This is a genomic window from Glycomyces rhizosphaerae (assembly GCF_042647865.1).
Lineage (GTDB): Bacteria > Actinomycetota > Actinomycetes > Mycobacteriales > Micromonosporaceae > Glycomyces > Glycomyces rhizosphaerae.
On sequence record NZ_JBHRWO010000007.1, the window covers coordinates 251,846 to 272,571 of the forward strand.

Here is a 20,726-nt window from a genome sequence, read left to right on the forward strand (position 1 = left end):
CCTCACTGAAGGCTCTTGACAAGGAGCGACACCATCGACACGCCAGCCCAAGCGTCCGCGGCGTACCGCGGGCGCATCGTGATGCTCGTCCAGAACGGCGTCGAAGGCGACTCCCGCGTCCAGAAGCAGGCCGAGTCCGCCGCTGCCGCGGGCTGGGAGGTCTTCCTGCTCGGCTGCTCTCCGACCGGTGGGCCGCGCAAGTGGACGATCGGCGGCGCCAAGGTCCGACTCCTGCCCGTCGAGCACGTCCTCGACCGCAGAGCCCATGAGATCCGGCCCGGGCGCCTCCGCGACCCCCTCGCCTACCCCTACGGCCCGGCCCGGGAATACCGGACTCGACGCCTGAAGGTCCGCAGGCTCGAACTCCGACTCGCGCGCGCTCGACTCGCCGCCGACGCCGACCGCCTCCCCGCCGTCTCGGTCCGCTGCCGCGAGGCCGGCCTGAAGCTCCGCTCGATCGGCCTGCGCCTCAACGGGTCCTGGACCGAGCTGCGGTCCCGCCGCACCGACCGGCTGCGGGAGCGCCGCGCGACCATGACCTCCGGCCTCGACCGGCTCACCACCCGGCTGTGGCGGCTCCTGCCGCCCGGGCGCGTATGGCGGCGTTTCGACCCGGCCCTGTGGGAGCTCGAACTCGCCTTCGGCCCGGTGATCGACAAGCTCGGGCCGGACCTCATCCACGCCAACGACTTCCAGATGCTCGGCGTCGGCGCCCGCGCGGCGGTCCGCGCCCGCGCCAAGGGCCGGAGCCTCAAACTCGTCTGGGACGTCCACGAGTACCTGCCGGGCATGGGGCCGTGGGACCCGCACCCGCGCTGGCACGAGGCGCAGCTCGCCCACGAACGCGAGTACGCCCCCTGCGCCGACGCGGTCGTGACGGTCTCGGCGCCGCTCGCCGACCTGCTGCGCGAGCGGCACCGTCTCGCCGCGACCCCGACCGTGATCACGAACGCCCCGGAGGTACGCGGTGCCGAAGCCGAGAGCGAGGTGCCGAGCCTGCGCGAACGCTGCGGGATCGGGCCGCACACGCCGTTGATCGTCTACAGCGGAGTCGCCGCCGAGCGGCGCGGCCTGGACGAGATCGTCGCCGCGCTCCCGGCGCTGCCCGGCGTCCACGCCGCACTGGTGATCCGCAGCCGCAAGATCCCCTACGCGCTGCACCTGCGGGACTCGGCCGAGCGGCTCGGCGTGGCCGACCGCGTCCACTTCCTGCCCTACGTGCCCCACCGGCAGGTGGTGCCGTTCCTGTCGGAGGCGGATGTCGGCGTCATCCCGCTGCACCACCACCTCAACCACGAGATCGCCCTGATCACCAAGTTCTTCGAGTACTCGCGCGCGCGGCTGCCGATCGTCGTCAGCGATGTCGAGGCCATGGCCGCGCAGGTGACCGCGACCGGTCAAGGCGAGGTGTTCCGCGCCCGCGATGCGGAGGCGCTCGCGCAGGCGGTCAAGGCCGTGCTCGCGGACCCGGACCGCTACCGCGCGGCCTACGACGATCCCGAACGGTTCGCCGAATGGACCTGGGAGGCCCAGGCCCGCAAGCTCGACGCGATCTACCAGCGGCTTCTGGACGGTTGATCGACAGCCCCACGACCGCGATCTCCCCGCCCGCTCGATCACATCACTGTGAGTACTCCTCTCATTGCGTTCGGTTTAATATGAGGCGGCCGTGCCATCCGGCGAGCTCCGCAGGCGCCCCGCCTGTCCGGCCCGGGGCGGCAACCTGCTTGGGGAGACAGCGCGATGACGAACATGCGGCCGCCCGCGCGCCGAGTGGTGATGCTGGTGCAGAACGGCGTCGTCGGCGATTCCCGCGTCCAGAAGGAGGCCGCCTCGGCCGCCGCCGCGGGGTGGGAGGTGATCCTCCTGGGCCGCACCGATTTCGGCAGCACTGTTACGAGCTCCGAGGAGTTGGACCTGAGCGGGGCCCTGGTGCGACTGGTGCCCACCGGGCGCGACTTCGACCGGCGCCGCCACGAAGTGCGCCGCCCCTGGCTCCGCAGCCCCTTCGCCTACCCGCCCGGTCCCCTGGAGGCCTACCGCCGCAAGCAGGTGCGGGCCTGGAAGGCCGACCTGGCGTTCACCAAGGCCCGGATCAACGTCGAAAACGGCGGCCTCGGGCCGCGCCTGGCCCTCGGCGCGAAGACCGCCGCCGTCGGTGCGGCGAGCGCGTGGATCCAGGCCCGCACGCGCCTGAGCCGGCGGGTGCGCGAGCGTCGCGAAGCCGCCGCGTCCCCGGTCGACCGCACCGCGGGCCGCTTCTGGCGGGCCGCACTCGGCGACCGCGCCTGGCGCCGCCTCGACCCGGCCCTGTGGGAGCTGGAGCTGGCCTTCGGCCCGGTCATCGACGAGCTGCGGCCCGACCTCATCCACGCCAACGACTTCCAGATGCTCGGCGTCGGCGCCCGCGCGAAGATCCGCGCGCAGGCCGCGGGGCGCGACGTGAAGCTCGTGTGGGACGCGCACGAGTTCCTGCCCGGCATGAAGCCGTGGAAGCGCCACCCGTGGTGGCCCGCAGCGCAACTCGGCTTCGAACGCGAGCACGCGCCCTACGCCGACGCCGTGGTCACCGTCTCCGAACCGCTGGCCGACCTGCTCGTCGCCGAGCACGGCCTCATCGAGCGCCCCGTGGTCGTCATGAACACCCCCGACCAGCGCACCGACGACGGCGAGGACGTCCCCGACCTGCGCGAGCAGTGCGGCATCGACAAGGACACGCCGCTCATGATCTACAGCGGCGTGCCGCTGGAGCAGCGCGGCATCCACATCATGGTCGAGGCCCTGCCGTCCTTGCCGGAAGTACACGCGGCGTTGGTGATTTCGCGACCGCAGTGGGCCTACGTTCGGCGCATGGTCGCCCGGGCCGAGGAGCTCGGAGTCTCCGAGCGCGTGCACCTCCTGCCGCACGTCCCGCACCACCAGGTCGTGCGCTACGTCGCCGCCGCCGACATCGGGGTCAGCCCCAACCACCACCACCAGAATCACGAGATCTCCTTGAACACCAAGTTCTTCGACTACTCGCACGCCAGGCTGCCTATGGTCGTCTCCGACGTGAAGACGATCGCCGAGCAGGTGCGCCGCACCGGCCAGGGCGAGGTCTTCCGCGCCGAGGACACCGAGGACTTCGCGCGCGCCGTCAAGCAGGTGCTCGCCGATCCCGAGCGCTACCGCGAGGCCTACCTCGACCGGGTGCCGCTCGACGAGTGGACCTGGCGGCGCCAGGCCGAGTACCTCACCGGCCTCTACGAAGCGCTCATCGGCGCTCCCGAGACCGGAGCGGCGGCGTGAACACCGTGACCGAAAGGAATCCCGCCGACATGTTCCAGGTGACCCGGCCCGGCCGCGTGGTGATGGTGGTGGCCAACCGCATCGACGGCGACTCGCGCGTGCAGAAGTCCGCGCAGTCGATGGCCGAGGAGGGCTGGGAGGTCCACCTCGTGGGCCTCTCCGTCTCCCGCAAACCGGAGCACTACCGGCACGGCGACGTCGAGTACCACAAGATCCCGGTGCTCAAGATGGACCCGCCCAAGCGCCTGCGCGAACGGGTCGCGGCCCTCAAATACCCGCTGGCGTACGCCGTCTCCGCCCGCGCGGGCTTCGGCATGCAGCGCATCAAGGCCGAGCGGATCGAACTCGAAGCGCTCGCCGACGAGCGCGGCCGCGACGGCCTGCTGCGGATGCCGCGCCTGGTCCGGCGCATGGGCCGCAAGGTCCAGCGGGTCTGGATCGGCCGCCGGATCGACCAGACCAAGGCCCGCGACCGGTACCTCGAACGCGAGGACGGCTTCCTCGATCGGGTCTCGCGCCGGTGGTGGACGATCCTGCTGGGCGACCGCGTGTGGCGCCGCCTCGACAACGACGCCGTCCGCATCGAACTCGCGCTGCGGCCGGAGATACTGCGGCTCGAACCCGACCTGCTGCACGCGCACGACATGTACCCCATCGGGTTCTGCGCCCGCGCCGCCGCCGCCTTGCACCGGCAGGGCAGACCGGTCCGGCTGCTGTACGACGCGCACGAGTTCGTGCCCGGCTGCGACACGCTGCCGCCCGACCGCTTCGAGTCGCTGGTGCGCTACGAGCGCCGGTACCTGCCGTACGCCGACGCGATCGTCACCGTCTCCGCCCCGCTCGCCGACCTCCTGCGCGAGCACCACGGCCTCGACCGGACGCCGGCGGTGGTGCTCAACGCGCCGCTCTCCGCCGACCCCTCGCGCCCCGACCCCGGCGACGTCCGCAGCGCCTGCGAACTCGGCGCGGACACCCCGCTGGCCGTCTACTCCGGTTGGGCCGCACCCGAACGCAAGATCGAGATGATCATCGAGGCGGCCCGCCACGTCCCCGGCCTGCACGTCGCGTTCCTGGTGAACCGCCCCGATCACCCGTACGTGCAGTCGCTCATCGCGCTCGGCCGCGCGTACGGCATCGAGGACCGCCTGCACTTCCGCGGCTACGTCGACTACGCGGACCTCCCGCGGTTCCTGTCGACCGCGACCATGGGCGTCCACCCGATGCAGACCGGGCCGATCAACCACGAGATCGCCCTGCCCAACAAGTTCTTCGAGTACAGCCACGCGCACCTGCCGCTCGTCGTCTCGGACGTGAAGACCCTCTCCCAAGAGGTCCGCCGCCTCGGCAACGGCGAGGTGTTCACCTCCGGCGACGTCGGCAGCCTCGTCACCGCGATCGAGAAGGTCATCGCCGACCCCGAGTCCTACCGGGCCGTCTACCGCGACCCGACGGCGCTCGCCGAATACACGTGGGAACGCCAAGTGCACCAGTACGTCGCGCTCTACGAAGCGCTCACCGGCGCCGCTGCGACGAAGGAACCCGCCGGGGCGCTGGCGGACTCGCTGCCCGCATGACCCAGTACGGAACGGCGGCCGGGCACCGGCCGCTCGCGACGATCGGAGGAACGATGGGCGACCGCCCCGAAAGCTTGGAGCGACTGCGGTGAGCGCGCGGCGGCACGTGGCCGTGGTGACCCCCTGGTACCCCGATGCGCAACGGCCCTACCGGGGTTCGTTCGTGCAGGCGATGGTCGAAGCCGTCGCCCCCGGGCTCGACGGCACCGACGTCTACCACCTCGACGGGTGGGCCGTGACCAAGGAGCCCGAGCGGCTGCGCCGCGTCCGCGAACTCCAGACGACGCTGCTGCCCCGCGCGCTCGCCCCGGCCCCGGCCGTGGCCGGAGCGACGCTGTACCGCCTGCCCGTGGTCGTCGAACGCAGCCGCGAGCACGCGCTCCACGCCCGCCGCTACGCCGAATGGCTCACCGTCGCCTTGGGCGGCAAGCCGATCGAGGCCGACATCATCCACGCGCACGTGCCCATGTACGGCGGCTACGCGGCCTTGGAGAACGCGAAGCCCGGCGCCCGCGTCTACCTGACCGAGCACGCCTCGTTCCTCGAAGAGCTGCTCGAACAGCCCGACGCCAGCGCGCTCTACGACGAGATCCTCGACCGCTGCGCCGGGATCTTCGTCGTCGGCGAGCCGTTGCACCGGCTCATCGCGGACGTCTTCCCCCACCACACCGGCAAGCTCGCCTACATCGCCAACCCGATCGACTTCCGGGCCCGCCGCGCCCAGCCGCCGGCCGCGCTGCGCCGCTGGCTCTCGGTGGCCGGGCTGATCGAACGCAAGCGCATCGACCACCTCCTGCGGGCCTTCGCCGACTGCCGCGCCGAGGACCCGGGCCTCCAGCTCACCCTCGCCGGGGAAGGCGGGCTCCGCCGCGAGCTCGAAGCCTTGAGCGCCGAGCTCGGCGTCGACGACGCGGTCGCTTTTCTCGGCGCGGTCGACCCGGGCGAGATCCCCGGCCTCATGGCCGACCACGACCTGCTCGTCCACACCAGCCGCCACGAGACCTTCGGCGTGGTCGTCGTCGAGGCCCTGGCCGCCGGGACCCCGGTCCTGGTGACCCGCTCCGGCGGGTCTGACCAGGTCCTGTCCGGCATCGAGGACGACGCCGGGCAGCTGGTCGACGTCGCCGATGACCCAGCGGTCTTCGCCGACGCGTACCGGTCCCTGCGCGACCGGTACCCGCACAAGGTCGACCTCGACGCGGCCCGAGACGTGCTGCGCGCCAAGTACTCCTACGCCGCGGTAGGCGCTCACCACCACCGGATCTGGTTCGGAGACCCATCGTGAACCTCCTCTTCCTCGCGCCGGCCGCCGGCCGCAAGCGCGCCGTCGCCGTCGAGACCCGCCGCGCCCTCGACGACGGCCACACCGTGGTCCTCATCGCCGAGGCCGGCGTGAACCGCGAAGGCTGGGACCTCGACCCGCGCGTCGACGTCGAATGGCTGGATGCCAACACCCTCAACGCCACCGAGGCCCGCTCGACCGCGCTCCTGGCGAGGAGACTCCCGCTCGGACTCCTGCGCCGCGTCGGCCGCGGCCCGCTGCGCCGCCCCGCCGACAAAGCCGCCCGCCAATGGAAACGGACCGTCACCGGCCTGCTCGACCAGCGGCGCAGGCGCGAGACCGAGGCGATGCGCGAAGCGCACCGGCTCGACCGCGTCCGCGCCCGACTGGCTGCGGCCGAACCGGACTGGGTGGTCCTGTGCGAATCGGCGGCCATCGAACTCGCCACCGAGTTCGTGCCCGACCTCCTCGCCGCCCGCCCCGACCTCCGCGCCACCTACGCGTACGAGCCCCGCGAAGGAGCCGACGGTGACCGCTGACCCGACGACCCGGCCGAGGGTCCTCTACCTGGCCTTCTACTTCCCCCCTTCGCGCGCCAGCGGCGTCTACCGGGCCCGCGCCACCGCCAACTACTTCGCCGAGGCCGACTGGGACGTCACCGTCGCGCGCGTCCCGCAGTGGTTCCTCACCGAGGTCGTCGGCTCCACTGACGACGGCCTCGCGGCCACGGTGGACCCCCGCATCGCCACGGTCAGCCCCGAGCTCGACAACTTCGTGTGGGAAACCGACGTCCGCTCGTTCGGGCGCTTCCGCGGGAACTTCCCGTTCCTGGCCGATCGCTGGCACAAGTGGAAGCAGCGCTTCAAGTTCCCGGACCGGTACGCGTCCTGGGGCGAGGCCGCGGTCGAGGAGGGCCTGCGGCTCCACTCGATGAGTCCCTTCGACCTCGTGATCGCCACGGGCAACCCGTTCGCGGCCTTCGGCGCGGCCTACGAACTCGGCCGGCGCACCGGCGTGCCGTACATCGTGGACTACCGGGACTCGTGGACGCTCGACCTGTTCACCAACGAGGACGCCTTCCCCGAGGGCGACCCGGCCTGGCGTTGGGAGCGGCGCATCCTCGAAGGGGCCGCCGAGGCGCTGTTCGTGAACGAGGCCCTGCGGACCTGGCACGCCGAGCGCTACCCGCAGGCGGCCGACCGCATGCACGTCATGCTCAACGGCTGGGACCCCGACGTCCTCCCCGAAGTGCCGGTTTCCACCCCCGACGAGAACCGGCCGCTCTCCTACGCCTACATCGGCACCATGACCGCCGCGCAACCCGTCGAGGCCCTCTTCGCGGGCTTCAACCGCATGGCCGACGGCGGCCGCCACCCCGGCGCGCGACTCGACCTCTACGGCCACCTCGGGTTCTTCGCGATGTACGAGGGCCGGATGCGCGCGGAGATGGGCCTCGACAGCGACACTGACGACGACCAGGAGCGCATCCGCCACCGCGGCCCGGTGTCGAAGGCCGACATCGGCGGGGCGTACGCCGCGAGCGACGTGCTCGTGTTCCTCGTGGGCGGCTCGAGGTACGTGACCTCGGGGAAGATCTTCGAGTACATGGCCACCGGCAAACCCATCGTCTCGGTGCACGAACGCGGCAGCGCCGCAGAGGAACTGCTGCGCGACTACCCGCTCTGGTTCGAGCCCGAGAACCTCGAACCGGGCGCGGTCGCCGCCGCGATGGCCGACGCCGGGGACGCGGCGCGCAAGGCCGACCCCGACGCGGCCCAGCGCGCCCGCGACTACGCGGCGCGGTTCACCAGGTACCGCGCCCTCGAAGACTTCGAACGACGGGCCCGCGCCATCGCTGCGAACGGGAGCCGACGATGACCGCGACGGACGTGCAGGAACTGCCCCAGCGGGTGGTGGTGCTGCTGTTCGGCAACGCGGCCATCAAGCGCACCAACGACTACGCCTACCAGATGGCCCGCCGCGGCGTGAAGGTCCAGGCGGTCGTGGCCGACGGCCAGGGCTGGAAGCGCGCACCGACCCTCCACCCCGCCGTGGAGGTCTACTCGCTCGCGCGGCAGGAGAACCGCCGGCCGCTCCTGTGGCTCTACGAGACGCTCGTCGAGCGCCTCCCCGCCGCCGTCCTGCGCCGCCTCGACGGCAAGGTCCCCGGCGCAGGTCTCGCCCGGCGGGCCCACCGCAAGGCCGCGGGCTTCTGCCGCCGCAACGTGTTCTGGCGGGTCTACCGGCCCTTCCGCCACCATGCCCTGCGCGGCATGGCGCTGCGGAGACTGCACCGGCTCGAGGTCGGCCACGCCGACGTCGTGGTCTGCCCCGACCCGGCGACGATCCCCCTCGGCTGGTCCCTCGCCAAGCGCCACCCGCTCCCCGAGGTCACCCGCGCCCTCCACTACGGCCCCTACAGGGAGCACCCGGTCCTGCTCCCGCTCGAACCCTGGGACCCCGACGTCCACGCCAAGGAGGACCGCCCGCCGTACCGTCCCCTCTGACGGCATCGACCACTCGGCGAGTGGTGCCCCTCCGGCGGCGGTCTCTAGGATGGGGGGCTCAGCCGTCCGCCAGCCCGGGCGGGCCGACCTTCAGAGGGAGCAGCGCCGATGTCGGACACCGAGCGATCGACAGGCCGCCGGGTGGTCATGCTCGTCGACAACGGCATCGACGGCGACTCCCGGGTGCAGAAGGCCGCCACGTCGATGGCCGACGCGGGCTGGGACGTCCACCTCATCGGGATCGCCCCCGGCAAGCAGGCCTCCCGCTTCGAACTCGGCGGCGCCCACGCCTACCGCCGCGTCGTCAAGCTCTGGCCGGGCCTCAAGCCGCTGCGGCAGCGCCTCGCGAGCATTCGCTTCCCCTTCGCCCACACCGGCATCGCCAAAGCCGAACTCGAATGGGAGCGCCGGCGACTCCTCGGCACCGACCTCGCGCAGCGCCGCCTCCGCGCCGAACTGCGCGCCGCAGGCCGCAAGGGCCTCGGCGGCGGCCTGCCGCTCCTGTTCCACCGGGTCCTGACCAAGGCGCGCGTGCGCTGGCTGCGCTTCCGTCTCGACCAGACCCGGGGCATGGCCGAGATGCAGAAGGCCCGCCCCGACGGGCGGCTGGAGCGGTTCGAGACGGCCTACTGGAAGCTGCTGCTCGGCGACCGCTGCTGGCGCAGGCTCGACCCCTGGTCGCTGCGCTTCGACCTCGCGTTCGCGCCGCTCATGAACCAGCTGGGGCCCGATCTCATCCACGTGCACGACTACCGCATGATCGGGGTCGGCGTCCGCGCCGCGGCCCGCGCCCGCGCCAAGGGCCGGAAGGTCCCGGTGGTCTACGACGCCCACGAGTTCCTGCCCGGTGTGAAGCCGCGGAACCGGAAGTGGCAGGTCGCGCAGATCGCGCACGAGCGCGAGTACGTGCCGTACGCCGACGCGGTCGTCACGGTCTCGCCGCGCATCGCCGAGATGCTCGTCGAATCCCACGGGCTCGCCGAGCGCCCCGAGGTCGTCCTCAACTCGCCGCCGCGCCCCGACGCGGCCCGCGCGGACTGGACCACCCCGGAGGGCTTCCGCGACGTGCGGGCCGCCTGCGGCCTGGGCCCCGCGACGCCGCTCATGGTCTACTGCGGCGGCGCCTCGCCGCAGCGCGGACTGCACCTCATGGTCGAGGCGCTCGGCCTGGAGCCGGAACTCCACGCGGCCTTCGTCGTCAACCAGACCACCGGGGCGTACGCAGATTCGCTGCTCGAGCAGGCCGAACGGCTCGGGGCCGCCGACCGGGTCCACCTCCTGCCGTACGTGCCCTACGACGTGCTGACCACGTTCCTCGCCACCGCCGATGTCGGGGTCCACCCGCTCGAGACCGGGCTGGTGAACCACGAAGTCGGCCTGAACACCAAGTTCTTCGAGTTCATGCACGCGGGGCTCCCGATCGTCATCAGCGACGTGAAGGTGATGTCCGAAGAGGTGCGCCGCCTCGGCATCGGCGAGGTCTTCCGGTACGGGGACGTGGAAGGACTGGCGGGGGCCGTGCGGACCGTGCTCGACGACCGCCCCAGTTACACCAAGCCCTACGCCGAGCCCGGCTTCCTCGACGAGTTCACCTGGGAGGCCCAGGCCGCCCGCTACGACGTGATCTACCGCCGCCTGCTCGGCACCCCGCCCGACGGACCGGCCGACGACGGCCCCGAGCTGCGGGTCCCCGCCGCGCGAATCGACCAAAGTGGCCAGAAGCAGGCAAATCAACTCCCGGCATTAGCGAGAACAGAGGCTCGAACCTCGTGCGGCCTTGGAAGGCGACGATTCATCGGCTTTCGAGGCATGGTTTCCAATGTTGCGACGCACGTGTTATGCCACCGTGACCTGTCGGCGGGAAGCGGGCGGCTACGCTGCAGACATGCTGCGTTCTGTCATCCTCGCCGCCGCCCGGTCATCGAAGATCGAGCGGCTCGTCGGCACCGCTCCGGTGTCGCGATCGCTCGTCCGCCGCTACGTCGCGGGCGAGACGACGGCCCACGCGGTCGCGACCACCCGGACCCTCGCGGCCGACGGACTGCTCGCCACCCTCGACTACCTCGGCGAGGACACGGTCGTCGTCGAACAGGCCGACGCCACCCGCGACGAATACCTCGGCCTCCTCGCCGCCCTCAAGGACGAAGGCCTCGCCAAGTCCACCGAGGTCAGCGTCAAGCTCTCCGCCCTCGGCCAGCGCATCGACCCCGAGCTGTCCTACGACCGGGCCCGCGAGATCTGCGCGAGCGCCGCCGACGCCGGCACCACGGTCACCATCGACATGGAAGACCACACCGTCACCGACTCCACCCTGGAGATCGTGCAGCGCCTCCGCGACGAGTACGCGACCACCGGCGCCGTGCTCCAGGCCTACCTGCGCCGCACCGAGGACGACTGCAAGTCCAACGCGCTGCCCGGCTCGCGCATCCGGCTCTGCAAGGGCGCCTACAAGGAGCCCGAGTCGGTCGCCTACCAGCGCAGCCTCGACGTCGACCGGTCCTATGTGCGCTGCATCAACGCGCTCATGGCCGGCGAGGGCTACCCGATGCTCGCCACCCACGACCCGCGCCTGATCGAGATCGGCATCGACCGGGCCCGCTGGTACGACCGCGACAAGGACTCCTTCGAGTTCCAGATGCTCTACGGCATCCGCCCCACCGAGCAGCTCCGGCTCGCCGCCGAGGGCTACCGGATGCGCGTCTACGTGCCTTACGGCGACCAGTGGTACGGGTACCTCATGCGCCGCATGGCCGAGCGCCCCGCGAACCTCGCCGTCTTCGCGAGATCACTGTGGACCAAGTCTTAGAAAGCTCACAGCGAACGGGCCGGGCCGGAGTGATCTCCGACCCGGCCCGACGCCGTTCAACCAGCTAGACGCCCAGCACACACGCCCAGCTCGGGGCTCGCACGGGTAGCGGTCGACGACTACAGTTGCGAACGTGACTCAAGCCCCCGAGGACTTCACCCCGGAATCCCCCGAGCGCGACCACCCGGGCGAACCCCGTCCGGCCCAGGGCGCCTCGGCTCCGCACGTGCCAGGTCAGCGCTCCGGATCGGACGCTCCTCGCAGCGCCACGCCCGAACCGGTGCTGCCGCAAGCGGACGCGGGCAACCACGCCATGCCGCAGGCCGCACCCATGCCGCCGATCGCCGAGCCGACCGCCCCGCCGTCCTCGCTGCCGGTCGACATGCTCCCGCCGGGCGCGGCGCCCCCCGGGATGATGCCGCAGGGCCAGATGCCGCCCGGCGCCTACCCGACCATGCGGCAGGGCGGCATGCCGCCGGGCACGATCCCGCCCGGGCCGATCCCGGTCACCGCGATGCCGCCCTGGCCCGGCGGACCCGTCTACTACCAGCCGCGGCCCGACCGCAGACGCTCGCGCGTCGGCACGCTCCTCGTCGTCGTCATGCTCGTCGCCGCCTCCGTCTTCGGCGGGGCCCTGGTCAACGGCTGGCGCCCGGCCCTCCCCACCGGCGAGACCGGCACCATCGAGGGCCTCGCGGTCCAACCCGGCGAAGGCACGGTCCCCAGCCCCGGTCCTAACGCGACCGAAGCGGAGATCCTCGCCTACCTCAAGGAGCAGGCCCAGCTCACCCTCGACGCCCAGTCGGAATCGCTCATCAACAACAGCCTCGAAGGCTGGCTCGCCGCGTTCGACCCCACCTTGCACGACCAGATGACCAAGCGCTTCGACTCGCTCACCTCGATGCAGGTGTCCCGGTACGACTACCAGATCGCCTCCGGCCCGCTCGAAGACGCCTCGGGCGCGGTTCCCTTGTACGACATCTCGATCGCGCTCTCCTACTGCTTCGTCGAACCCGCCGACACCTGCAAGGCCGCCGACATCGTCTTCGAATCGCGCTGGCGCGCCGACGACGCTGGGCTGGCCATGGTCGAGGTCTCCAACTCCGAGTACGGCCAGGGCCCGCACCCGTGGGAGGTCACCGACCTCGTCGCCGCGGTCGGCGAACGCACCGTGACGGCCGTGCCGCTCGCCATGGCCGACCGCCTCGACGAGGCCCTGGAGATCTCCGAGGCCGCCGCCGTGAACGCCGACGAATGGGCCTACTGGGAGGTGCCCGACCGGTACGTCGTCTACATCGCCAGCGACGAGGAGTTCGAGACCTGGTTCGGGGGCTTCTGGGACTCCGAGGACGTCCTCGGGTTCGCCCTGCCGCTCAACGGCACTGTGGACGGCGAGCGGCAGCCCTCGACGTACGCCACCGTCATGGGCGTCGACCGCACCGGCTGGGGCCCCGACCTCACCAGCGTCATCCGGCACGAGCTCGGCCACGCCGTGACCCTCTGGGCCTCCCCGTCCGAGCGCTACGCCGACGACACCTGGTGGATGGTCGAGGGCATCGCCGAGTACATCGACCACGGCAACCGCTCCCTTGAGGAGTACGAGCGGGCCCTCGACGTGCGCGACTATGTGGCCCAAGGCGGTTGCGAGACCGACATCCTGCCCCCCGACGAGGACGACGACACGCTCGCGGGCTCGGGCAAGTACGGCTGCGGGTTCCTCGGCGTGCACTACATGATCGACCAGTACGGGATCGAGCTGTTCACCGAGTTCTTCGGCGCCACCGCCCGTGAAGGGACGCCGGCCGTCGACGCGGCGGAGGAAGTATACGGGAAGAGCTATGCCGACCTGATGCAGGAGATTACGACCTTCATTGCCCAGACCGTGTGAGATCGGGTGTTGCCGGGTGGCCCGGACTGCCGTAACATGAGCAACATCCCAATCGAAAGACATCAACGTCACAGCCTGTGACGACCGACTTGTTTCGGTCCATATGGGCATTCGCGTCCACCGCACCTCTAACACATCACAAACCCCACGTCCTTGCATAAGTGCTCGCAACAGCCCTCGACAGAACGGTGAGACACATGAGCGAACCCGGGGACCTCCTTGACGAGGTCAAGTTCTTGACGGTGACGGAAGTGGCCGAGTTGATGCGCGTCTCGAAAATGACGGTGTACCGGCTCGTCCACAACGGTGAGATCGCGGCGGTGCGGGTGGGGCGCTCCTTCCGCGTTCCCGAGAGCGCCGTGAAGACCTACCTCTCCGAGGCACTCCAGACCGACGAGTGACCTCGCCAGGCCCGGCAGGTCCCGCCACGCGCGAGCTGTGACGGGGCCTGCGGTTCTGCTCGCCCGGCGCGGGGGCTGCCGGAGGGTCGAGCTAGGCTTGTCGGGCTCAAAGTATTGTCTAGTGAACACCTGTGAGGAAGCTCTATGGGCTCGGTCATCAAGAAGCGGCGCAAGCGCATGGCGAAGAAGAAGCACCGCAAGTTGCTCCGTAAGACCCGCGTGCAGCGTCGCAAGCTCGGCAAGTAGCCGAGCCGACCGGCTTCCGAGTACCTGCGGGTAGGCTGGGCGCATGCCAGAGTTCGCAGCAGCCCCGTTCGCCTTCGAGGTGAGAAGCCTCGTCGAGGTTGTCATCATCTATGGAGCCCTGCTCCTGTCCTTGATCGCGATGGTCCACTGTGCAGTGCAGAAGCCCGATGCGTTCAACGCCATCGGCACGCTCACCAAGGGCACCTGGCTCGGCATCCTGGCCATCAGCTTCGCACTGGCCACGCTCTTCGGCCTGTTCGGAGGCGCGCGGTTCTTCGGGCTGATCGCCATCGCGGCCGCCTTGGTGTACCTCCTCGACGTCCGCACAGGCATCAAGGACATCGGCGGCAGTACCTACTAGGGCGACCCCGCGCCGGAGTTCTTCTGACTTGCACGAAAGCCGCGTCGGCCAATGCCGACGCGGCTTTCGGTGTCTCCTCTTATCGGACGACGCGCCCTAACCGACGACGCCGCGGGCCATCGCCCGCAGCCGCTGCACCCGCTCGGCGGTCGGCGGGTGGGTCGAGAACAGCTTCGCGAGCCCGCCGCCGCGCAGCGGCGACTCGATCATCAGGTGCGACTGCTCCGCGATCCGGCTGTCCGACCGCGCCGGCATCCGGTCGACCCCGGCCGAGATCTTCTCCAGCGCGCTGGCCAGGGCCAGCGGATCACCGGTGAGGCGCGCGCCGTCGGCGTCGGCCTCGAATTCGCGCGAGCGCGAGACGGCCATCTGGATCAGCCCGGCCGCGAGCGGACCGAGGATCATCGTCAGCAGGAGTACGAGCGGGTTCGGCCGGTCCTCGTCGTCGGAGGCGAAGAACGGCAGGAATATCGCGAGGTTGGCGAGCATCGTGATGATGCCGGCGAGCGCCCCGGCGACCGATGAGATGAGGATGTCCCGGTTGTAGACGTGCGAGAGCTCGTGGCCGATCACGGCCCGCAGCTCGGCGGGCGTGAGCAGCCGCAGGATGCCCTCGGTGACGGCGACCGCGGCGTTCTCGGGGTTGCGGCCCGTGGCGAACGCGTTCGGTTGCTGCGTGGGGGAGACGTACAGGCGCGGCATCGGCTGGTTCGCGCGGTGCGCGAGCTCGCGCACCATCGCGTACAGCTGCGGGGTCTGCGCCTCCGAGACCGGCTGGGCCCGCATGGCCCGCAGCGCGATCTTGTCGGAGTTGAAGTAGGCGTAGGCGTTCATGCCGACGGCGATGACCGCTGCGATGAGGATGCCGGTGGAGCCGCCGAGCAGGTACCCGATGGCGATCACGAGCCCCGACATCGCGCCGAGCAGCACCGCCGTCTTGAGGCCGTTGTGGTGCTTCATGGTGGTTGGGTTTCCCTCCTTGTGGGAAGAGCAACGCCCTTGTTACGGCCAGTATTTCTCTGCGAGCTGGGAATTTATCGAGAAATGGTGGTGAAGTCCAGCACGAGCTGCGGCGCGAGCGTGACGGCGAGGAGCGCGAGGCCGATGGCGACGAGGGCGATCGCGAAGCGGCCCTTGGAGGTGGCGCGCCCGCGGCCGAGGAGGACGGTGCGGGCGAGCGGCAGGTAGTAGGCGAGCCCGAGGACCGCGCCTGCGGCGACGATCACGGCGAGCCAGACCGCGGAGGACGCCAAGACCTCCAGCACGGCCACCTTCGCGAAGGTCCCGGCGAGCGCGGGCGGCAGCCCGGCGAGGCCGATGACCGCGAAGAGGAAGAGTGAAGCCGGCAGGGGAGCGGACCGCCAGAGCCCGGCGAGCTCCGCGATCGAGCCGCCTTCGCCGACATTTCCGGCGCCAGCCTTCAAATCGGACCCCTGGGAAGCCCCCGTTTTCAATCCTGCCCGAGGGGTACGACGGTCCGCAGCGACAGGCTGCTGACCTGCAAGTTCGGCGCTGCGCGCCGCATCCCCGCCGACGGTCCGCACGGCGGTCAGGGCCGCGAAGGCGCCCGCTTCCAGCAGGATGAAGAAGACCGCGTAGGTCAGCGCGGCGGAGGCCGCCGTCGAGGCGTCCGCTCTTCCCGCCGCGGTAGCGACGACCGCGAGCGGCGCAAGAACATATCCCGCGTGCGCGACCCCGGACCAGGCCAGCAGCGGCACCGTTCGCCGCTGCACGAGGGCCCCGAGGTTGCCGATCACGATCGAGGCGACGCTCAAGGCCGCCATCACGATCCCGGCGCTCGTCCCCGCTCCCGCCTCGAGCCCGAAGTACACGACCCAGACGATCGCTACGGCGCCGCCGAGTTTCGAGGAGCTCGCGAGGTAGGTCGCGATCGGCAGTGGCGCGCGTTCGAGCACGAGCGGCGCCCAGGCGTGCAGCGGCGCGGCCGCGAGTTTGAACGCGAGCCCGGTGAGCAGCAGGGCCGCGCCGGCGGCGGCCAGGCCGGGGTCCGCCCCGTCGAGCCCGGTCGCGAGCCCTTCCAGGTGCACGGTGCCCGCCGCCGCGTAGAGGAACGCCGCGCCCATGAGCGCGGTCGCGGAGGAGGCGATCGAGGCGATCAGGAAGGTCACGCCCGCCTCGGCGCCGTCCCGACCGGGTTTGGCGACGAGGATGTAGAGCGGCACCGTCAAGGTCTCCAGCGCCACGATGAGGGTGATGAGGTCGCGCGATCCCGCGAGCGTGATGCCGCCCGCCGCCGAGATCGCCAGCAGGAACCAGTACTCGCCTGGCTGCCGTCCACTCACCGCGGCGACCAGGACGCTCAATCCGGCGAACAGCGCCGCCGCGCCCATCGCCGCTTCATCGGCCACATAGGAGTGCCACTCGCCGACGGCGAACGTGTACCGGCCCGGCCCGGCCGCCACCCAGAGCGCGGCGAGTGCCGCGGTGCCGAGTCCGATCATCATGCAGGCTTTGGCGAGCCGTCCCGTGAACAGCGCGAGCACCGCCGCGCCGGCCGCGAGGTAGAGCGGCAGCAGCGCCACGTGGTCGATCGCCTGCACCCGCATCTACAGCAGCCCCTCCGCGAACAGTTCGAGCAGCGGGCCCGGTATCAGGCCGAGCAGCAGTGTCCCCGCCACCAGTGGCGACCACACCGCGATCTCCGCCGCCGAGACGTCGCCGATCTCTGCGGTGGCGGGCGCGATGGGCCCGTGGCTGACCCGTTTCAGCATGCGCAGGAGGTACGCCGCGGCGAGGAACGCGCCGAACGCCGCCGCTGCCGCGAGCGCGAGCCAGGCCCCGCCGCGGTCGGCCGCGGCGTAGACGGTGAACGCCTCGCCCCAGAACCCCGCGAGGCCGGGCAGGCCCAGCGACGCGAGCGCCGCGAAGCCGAGCACGCCCGCGAGTGCGGGCGCGGCGAGCCGCAGGCCGCCGAGCGAACTGAGCTGGCCGGTGCGGGTGCGGGCTTTCAGGGCCCCGGCAAGGAAGAACAGGAGCGGCGTGATCAGGCCGTGTGCGAGGTTGCCGAACAGTGCGGCCCGGATGCCCGCTTCGGTGCCGGCGGCGAAGGCGAGGACCACGAATCCCATGTGGCCCACCGAGGAGTAGGCGATGAGCCGTTTGATCTCGGGCAGGCTCAGGCACACCAGGCCCGCGACGAGGATGCCGAGCGCGGCGAGCACCGCGAGGACCGGGGCGGCGTCGGCGGCGCCGTCGGGGGCGAGGCCTCCGGCGACGCGGATGAGGCCGTAGGTGCCGAGTTTGAGGAGCACGCCGGCGAGGAGGACCGAGCCGACCGTGGGGGCGGCGGTGTGGGCGTCGGGGAGCCAGGAGTGGAGTGGCCAGAGCGGTGCTTTGACCGCGAATCCGATGGCCAGCAACGTGAACACGAGGAGTGAGACGGACTGGCTGACGCCACCGGCGAGGATGATCGCCCCGAGGTCGGCGGTTCCGGCGTCGGCGACAGCGACGAACAGGCCTGTGGCCATGAGCAGCGACCCGGCGACCGTGAACAGCGCGAATTTCGCCGCCGCGTGGCGCCGCGCGGCCGGATCGCCGTAGCGGTGGATGATCGCCCACATCGGGAGGAGCACCGCCTCGAAGGCGATGAAGAACAGGATCAGGTTGTCCGCGAAGAAGACGAGCGTCGAGGCGAACTGCACGGCGAGGAGCAGCGCGGTCAGCGTCGGAGACGGTTTGCCGGGCACTGCGGAAGCACGGTCAGCGTCTGGGAAAGGGCCCCCAGTTTCAACCGTAGAGGCGGGAACCTGAAGGGGAGCTGAAGTGTGCCGTTCGGCACCGAGGGCATTGTGGAGGCAGCACAGCAGGCCGAGGAGCGCCGTCAGCATCGCCAGTGGCCAGGAGATGCCGTCAACCGCGAGAGAGAAGTCGAGGTGGATCGAGGGCGCCCATGCGAAGCCGATCTGGTGCCACCAGCCGCCGCCCAGGTGCTCGGCTATGCCCACCCAGTTGCCGGTGCCGCTGCCGCGGCCGATCGGCAGCACCGCGACCACGATGAAGGCCAGTGCCGCCGCAGCGACGCCGATCCAGTGCGCGAACGCCTTGCGCCGCCAGGCCCAGACGAGCACCGCCCCGAAGAACGGCACTGCCACAGCGGGAATCAGCATCAGTTCCACAGGCTCACCCCGATCGCCACGACAGCGACCAGCAGCGTCCCGGCCGCGCTCAACCGCAGGTAGCGCACGAGTCCGCCCCGGTGCCCGGCCGCGGTCTCCTCGGCCGCCGCGAGTGTCGCCCGCGCCGAGCCTTCAACGGCGGTGCGGTCGACGAGCTGTTCGTCCAGTACCCGTGCGGCCGTGCTCGCCATTCGCGCGATCGAGCGGGTCGCCTTGGCCGCCAATCGTTCCGCGTACAGGCCTTCGGCGAAGGCCGGTTGGGTCCGGCCGAGGACCCAGGCGGGGTCGCTGTCGGGCACGACGCCGCCGGAGCGCCGGATCGACCGGTCGCGCCACCAGGAGTCGCCGACGAGGGCGAAGCCGCCGACTGTCGCGAGCAGCAGCAGTGACATGAGGTCGAGGTGCAGTTCCGGCACCGCGAACAGGTCCGTGTAATACAGCATTCCGACGCTGACGGTGGCGATCATCAACGCCCACAAGCTGAACGCCTCGGGACGCGAGACCGGCTTCGGTTCGGCGGTTGCGGCCGTTTCGCGCCAGAACAGCAGGAGCCACAGTCGTGCCGCGTATGCCGCGGTCAGGATGCTCGCGCCGACGCCGGCCCAGAACACGACCACGCCTGCCGGGGTCCCGGCCTCGTAGGCGGCGCCGAGCACGGCCTCTTTGCTGTAGAAGCCGTCGAGCGGCGGGAGCCCGGTCATCGCGGCGAGCCCGATCGTCATGGCCGCGAACGCCAGTGGCGCTTCGCGGGGCCGCAGCCGGGTGGCCCGCAGCGTGCCGTCGGTGCCCGCGGCGGCGATCACGACTCCGGCGGTGAGGAACAGGAGTCCTTTGAACGCGGCGTGCGAGACGAGGTGGAACAGGGCGGCGTCGCCGGCGGCGACGGCGACGGCCGCGAACATGAACCCGACCTGGCTCACTGTGGACCAGGCGAGGACGCCCTTGACGTCCCGGGCCGCGAGGGCGCAGAGGCCGGCGCCGACCATGGTCACGGCCGCGACGATCGCGACCGTGAGCAGGAGGTCGGGCGGCCAGACGGGCAGCAGTCGCGTCAGCACGTAGGCTCCGGCCGCGACCATGGTGGCCGCGTGGATGAGCGCGCTCACCGGTGTCGGGCCGGCCATCGCCGGGGGCAGCCAGATCTGGAGCGGGAACTGCGCGGACTTCCCTATGCAGCCGAACAGGATCAGCAGCATCGCGGCGGTGGCGGCGCCTTCGGGGACGTCTTGGATCTCGCTGATGCGGAACGTTCCGGCCGCCGTGCCGAGGACCATCACGCCGAGGACGAAGCCCACGTCGCCGAAGCGGGTCACCAGGAACGCCTTCGCGGCGGCGCCCGGGGCCTCGGGCAGTTTCGCGTAGTGGGCGATGAGCAGGTACGAGCAGGCGCCCATGACCTCCCACCCGATGAGCAGGAACACGAGGTCGTCGGCGGCGACCACGAGGAGCATCGCGGCGCAGAACAGGTTGACCTGCGCGGCGAAGGGCGCGTAGCGCGGGTCCTCTCGCAGGTAGGCCGCCGAGTAGAGCTGCACCAGGAACGAGACGGACGCGGTGGTGATCGCGACCGCGCCGGCGGTGGGGGAGACGTCGGCCGCGAGCTGCACCTGGATCGAGCCGAAGTCCGCCATGGTGAAGGCGACCAGCGGGTTGGCGATGGCGCCGACGATCGCGAAGTACAGCGCGAGGAGCGGTCCCCCCAAGGCGATCGCGATCGCCTGGACCCGGTCGCGGATGAGCAGGCCGAGCAGCCCCGCCAGGGCGGGGACGAAGATCATGAGGAACGGTGTCGCGGTCATCGGCGGTCCGCCCGCGCGTCGGTCCCGGTGGGCCTCGGGTCGTCGGATTCCTCCGGCAGGCCGTCGGTGTCGATCGTGGCGCGCATCCGCCACAGGTTGAGGATGAGCGCGAGCCCGACGCCGACCTCGGCGGCGGCGATGACCACGATGAACAGCGCGAAGCTCTGCCCGGTGTAGGCATTGTGGACGAGGTCGGCGGTGACCAGCACGAGGTGCACCCCGCCGAGCATGAGTTCGGCGGCGGCCAGCTGGAGGACCGCGTTGCGGCGCGTGAGGACCCCGTAGAGGCCGATGGCGAACAGCCCCACGGCGATCAGGTACCCGATCAGCGGATGCACGCGACCCTCCCCGGAGGGATGAGATGGGTCGATCGGGGCCACATGGCCTCATCTTGGACTACCGGGCACCCCTAAGTCCAGCGTCGAGACCGTGTTGATA

17 protein-coding genes and 1 pseudogene are annotated in these 20,726 nt (G+C 71.1%); 13 read left to right on the plus strand and 5 right to left on the minus strand.

Going from position 1 to position 20,726, the window contains the following annotated elements; all coding sequences use genetic code 11:
- Positions 1-15: 15 nt before the first annotated feature.
- The 13 genes and pseudogenes from ACFO8M_RS07940 to ACFO8M_RS08000 all read left to right on the plus strand — a co-directional run bounded on the left by ACFO8M_RS07940 (position 16) and on the right by ACFO8M_RS08000 (position 14,353).
- Positions 16-1,578 (plus strand): glycosyltransferase family 4 protein, encoded by a 1,563-nt coding sequence (locus tag ACFO8M_RS07940; RefSeq protein WP_387972960.1) that lies wholly within the window; start codon positions 16-18, stop codon positions 1,576-1,578.
- 165 nt (positions 1,579-1,743) lie between these two features.
- Positions 1,744-3,288 carry a glycosyltransferase family 4 protein gene (locus ACFO8M_RS07945; protein ID WP_387972963.1) on the plus strand — a complete coding sequence of 515 codons (1,545 nt, stop codon included), beginning with the start codon at positions 1,744-1,746 and terminating at the stop codon, positions 3,286-3,288.
- Positions 3,285-4,862 carry a glycosyltransferase family 4 protein gene (locus ACFO8M_RS07950; RefSeq protein WP_387972965.1) on the plus strand — a complete coding sequence of 526 codons (1,578 nt, stop codon included), beginning with the start codon at positions 3,285-3,287 and terminating at the stop codon, positions 4,860-4,862. Before ACFO8M_RS07945 ends, ACFO8M_RS07950 begins: the two co-directional genes overlap by 4 nt.
- Positions 4,863-4,950: 88 nt before the next feature.
- Positions 4,951-6,147, plus strand: coding sequence for a glycosyltransferase (locus ACFO8M_RS07955; RefSeq protein WP_387972969.1), 1,197 nt, complete (start codon positions 4,951-4,953; stop codon positions 6,145-6,147).
- Complete coding sequence (locus tag ACFO8M_RS07960; RefSeq protein ID WP_387972972.1) at positions 6,144-6,683, plus strand: hypothetical protein; 540 nt, start codon at positions 6,144-6,146, stop codon at positions 6,681-6,683. The genes ACFO8M_RS07955 and ACFO8M_RS07960 overlap by 4 nt, the downstream gene beginning before the upstream one ends.
- The gene (locus ACFO8M_RS07965) at positions 6,673-8,022 is read left to right on the plus strand and encodes a glycosyltransferase (RefSeq protein WP_387972975.1); all 1,350 of its coding nucleotides are present in this window, start codon (positions 6,673-6,675) and stop codon (positions 8,020-8,022) included. Before ACFO8M_RS07960 ends, ACFO8M_RS07965 begins: the two co-directional genes overlap by 11 nt.
- Entirely contained in the window at positions 8,019-8,651 is a 633-nt protein-coding gene (locus tag ACFO8M_RS07970; RefSeq protein WP_387972978.1) for a hypothetical protein, read from the plus strand. The genes ACFO8M_RS07965 and ACFO8M_RS07970 overlap by 4 nt, the downstream gene beginning before the upstream one ends.
- 711 nt (positions 8,652-9,362) lie before the next feature.
- Positions 9,363-10,148 (plus strand): annotated as a pseudogene (locus ACFO8M_RS07975) (glycosyltransferase family 4 protein); the annotation flags it as partial.
- 388 nt (positions 10,149-10,536) lie between these two features.
- Positions 10,537-11,457, plus strand: a complete 921-nt coding sequence (locus ACFO8M_RS07980; RefSeq protein WP_387972983.1) for a proline dehydrogenase family protein — start codon at positions 10,537-10,539, stop codon at positions 11,455-11,457.
- 133 nt (positions 11,458-11,590) lie between these two features.
- Positions 11,591-13,345 carry a hypothetical protein gene (locus tag ACFO8M_RS07985; protein ID WP_387972986.1) on the plus strand — a complete coding sequence of 585 codons (1,755 nt, stop codon included), beginning with the start codon at positions 11,591-11,593 and terminating at the stop codon, positions 13,343-13,345.
- Between the two features lie 197 nt (positions 13,346-13,542).
- Positions 13,543-13,746, plus strand: coding sequence for a helix-turn-helix domain-containing protein (locus tag ACFO8M_RS07990; RefSeq protein ID WP_091031906.1), 204 nt, complete (start codon positions 13,543-13,545; stop codon positions 13,744-13,746).
- 144 nt (positions 13,747-13,890) lie between these two features.
- Positions 13,891-13,992, plus strand: a complete 102-nt coding sequence (locus ACFO8M_RS07995) for a 30S ribosomal protein bS22 (protein WP_081687713.1) — start codon at positions 13,891-13,893, stop codon at positions 13,990-13,992.
- Between the two features lie 43 nt (positions 13,993-14,035).
- Positions 14,036-14,353 carry a DUF2516 family protein gene (locus tag ACFO8M_RS08000; RefSeq protein WP_387972989.1) on the plus strand — a complete coding sequence of 106 codons (318 nt, stop codon included), beginning with the start codon at positions 14,036-14,038 and terminating at the stop codon, positions 14,351-14,353.
- Positions 14,354-14,449: 96 nt separating this feature from the next.
- Here ACFO8M_RS08000 and htpX read toward each other — a convergent pair whose 3' ends face one another.
- From htpX to nuoK, 5 genes are all read right to left on the minus strand, one after another.
- Entirely contained in the window at positions 14,450-15,313 is an 864-nt protein-coding gene (htpX, locus tag ACFO8M_RS08005) for a zinc metalloprotease HtpX (protein WP_387972992.1), read from the minus strand.
- Between the two features lie 74 nt (positions 15,314-15,387).
- On the minus strand, positions 15,388-16,920 hold the full coding sequence (locus ACFO8M_RS08010) for an NADH-quinone oxidoreductase subunit N (protein ID WP_387972995.1): 1,533 nt from the start codon (positions 16,918-16,920) through the stop codon (positions 15,388-15,390).
- Positions 16,921-18,480 carry a complex I subunit 4 family protein gene (locus ACFO8M_RS08015; RefSeq protein ID WP_387972998.1) on the minus strand — a complete coding sequence of 520 codons (1,560 nt, stop codon included), beginning with the start codon at positions 18,478-18,480 and terminating at the stop codon, positions 16,921-16,923.
- A complete protein-coding gene (locus ACFO8M_RS08020; protein WP_387973000.1) occupies positions 18,480-20,288 on the minus strand; it encodes an NADH-quinone oxidoreductase subunit 5 family protein in 1,809 nt (602 codons plus the stop codon). The genes ACFO8M_RS08015 and ACFO8M_RS08020 overlap by 1 nt, the downstream gene beginning before the upstream one ends.
- Entirely contained in the window at positions 20,285-20,626 is a 342-nt protein-coding gene (gene nuoK, locus ACFO8M_RS08025; protein WP_387973003.1) for an NADH-quinone oxidoreductase subunit NuoK, read from the minus strand. Before nuoK ends, ACFO8M_RS08020 begins: the two co-directional genes overlap by 4 nt.
- Between the last annotated feature and the right edge of the window lie 100 nt (positions 20,627-20,726).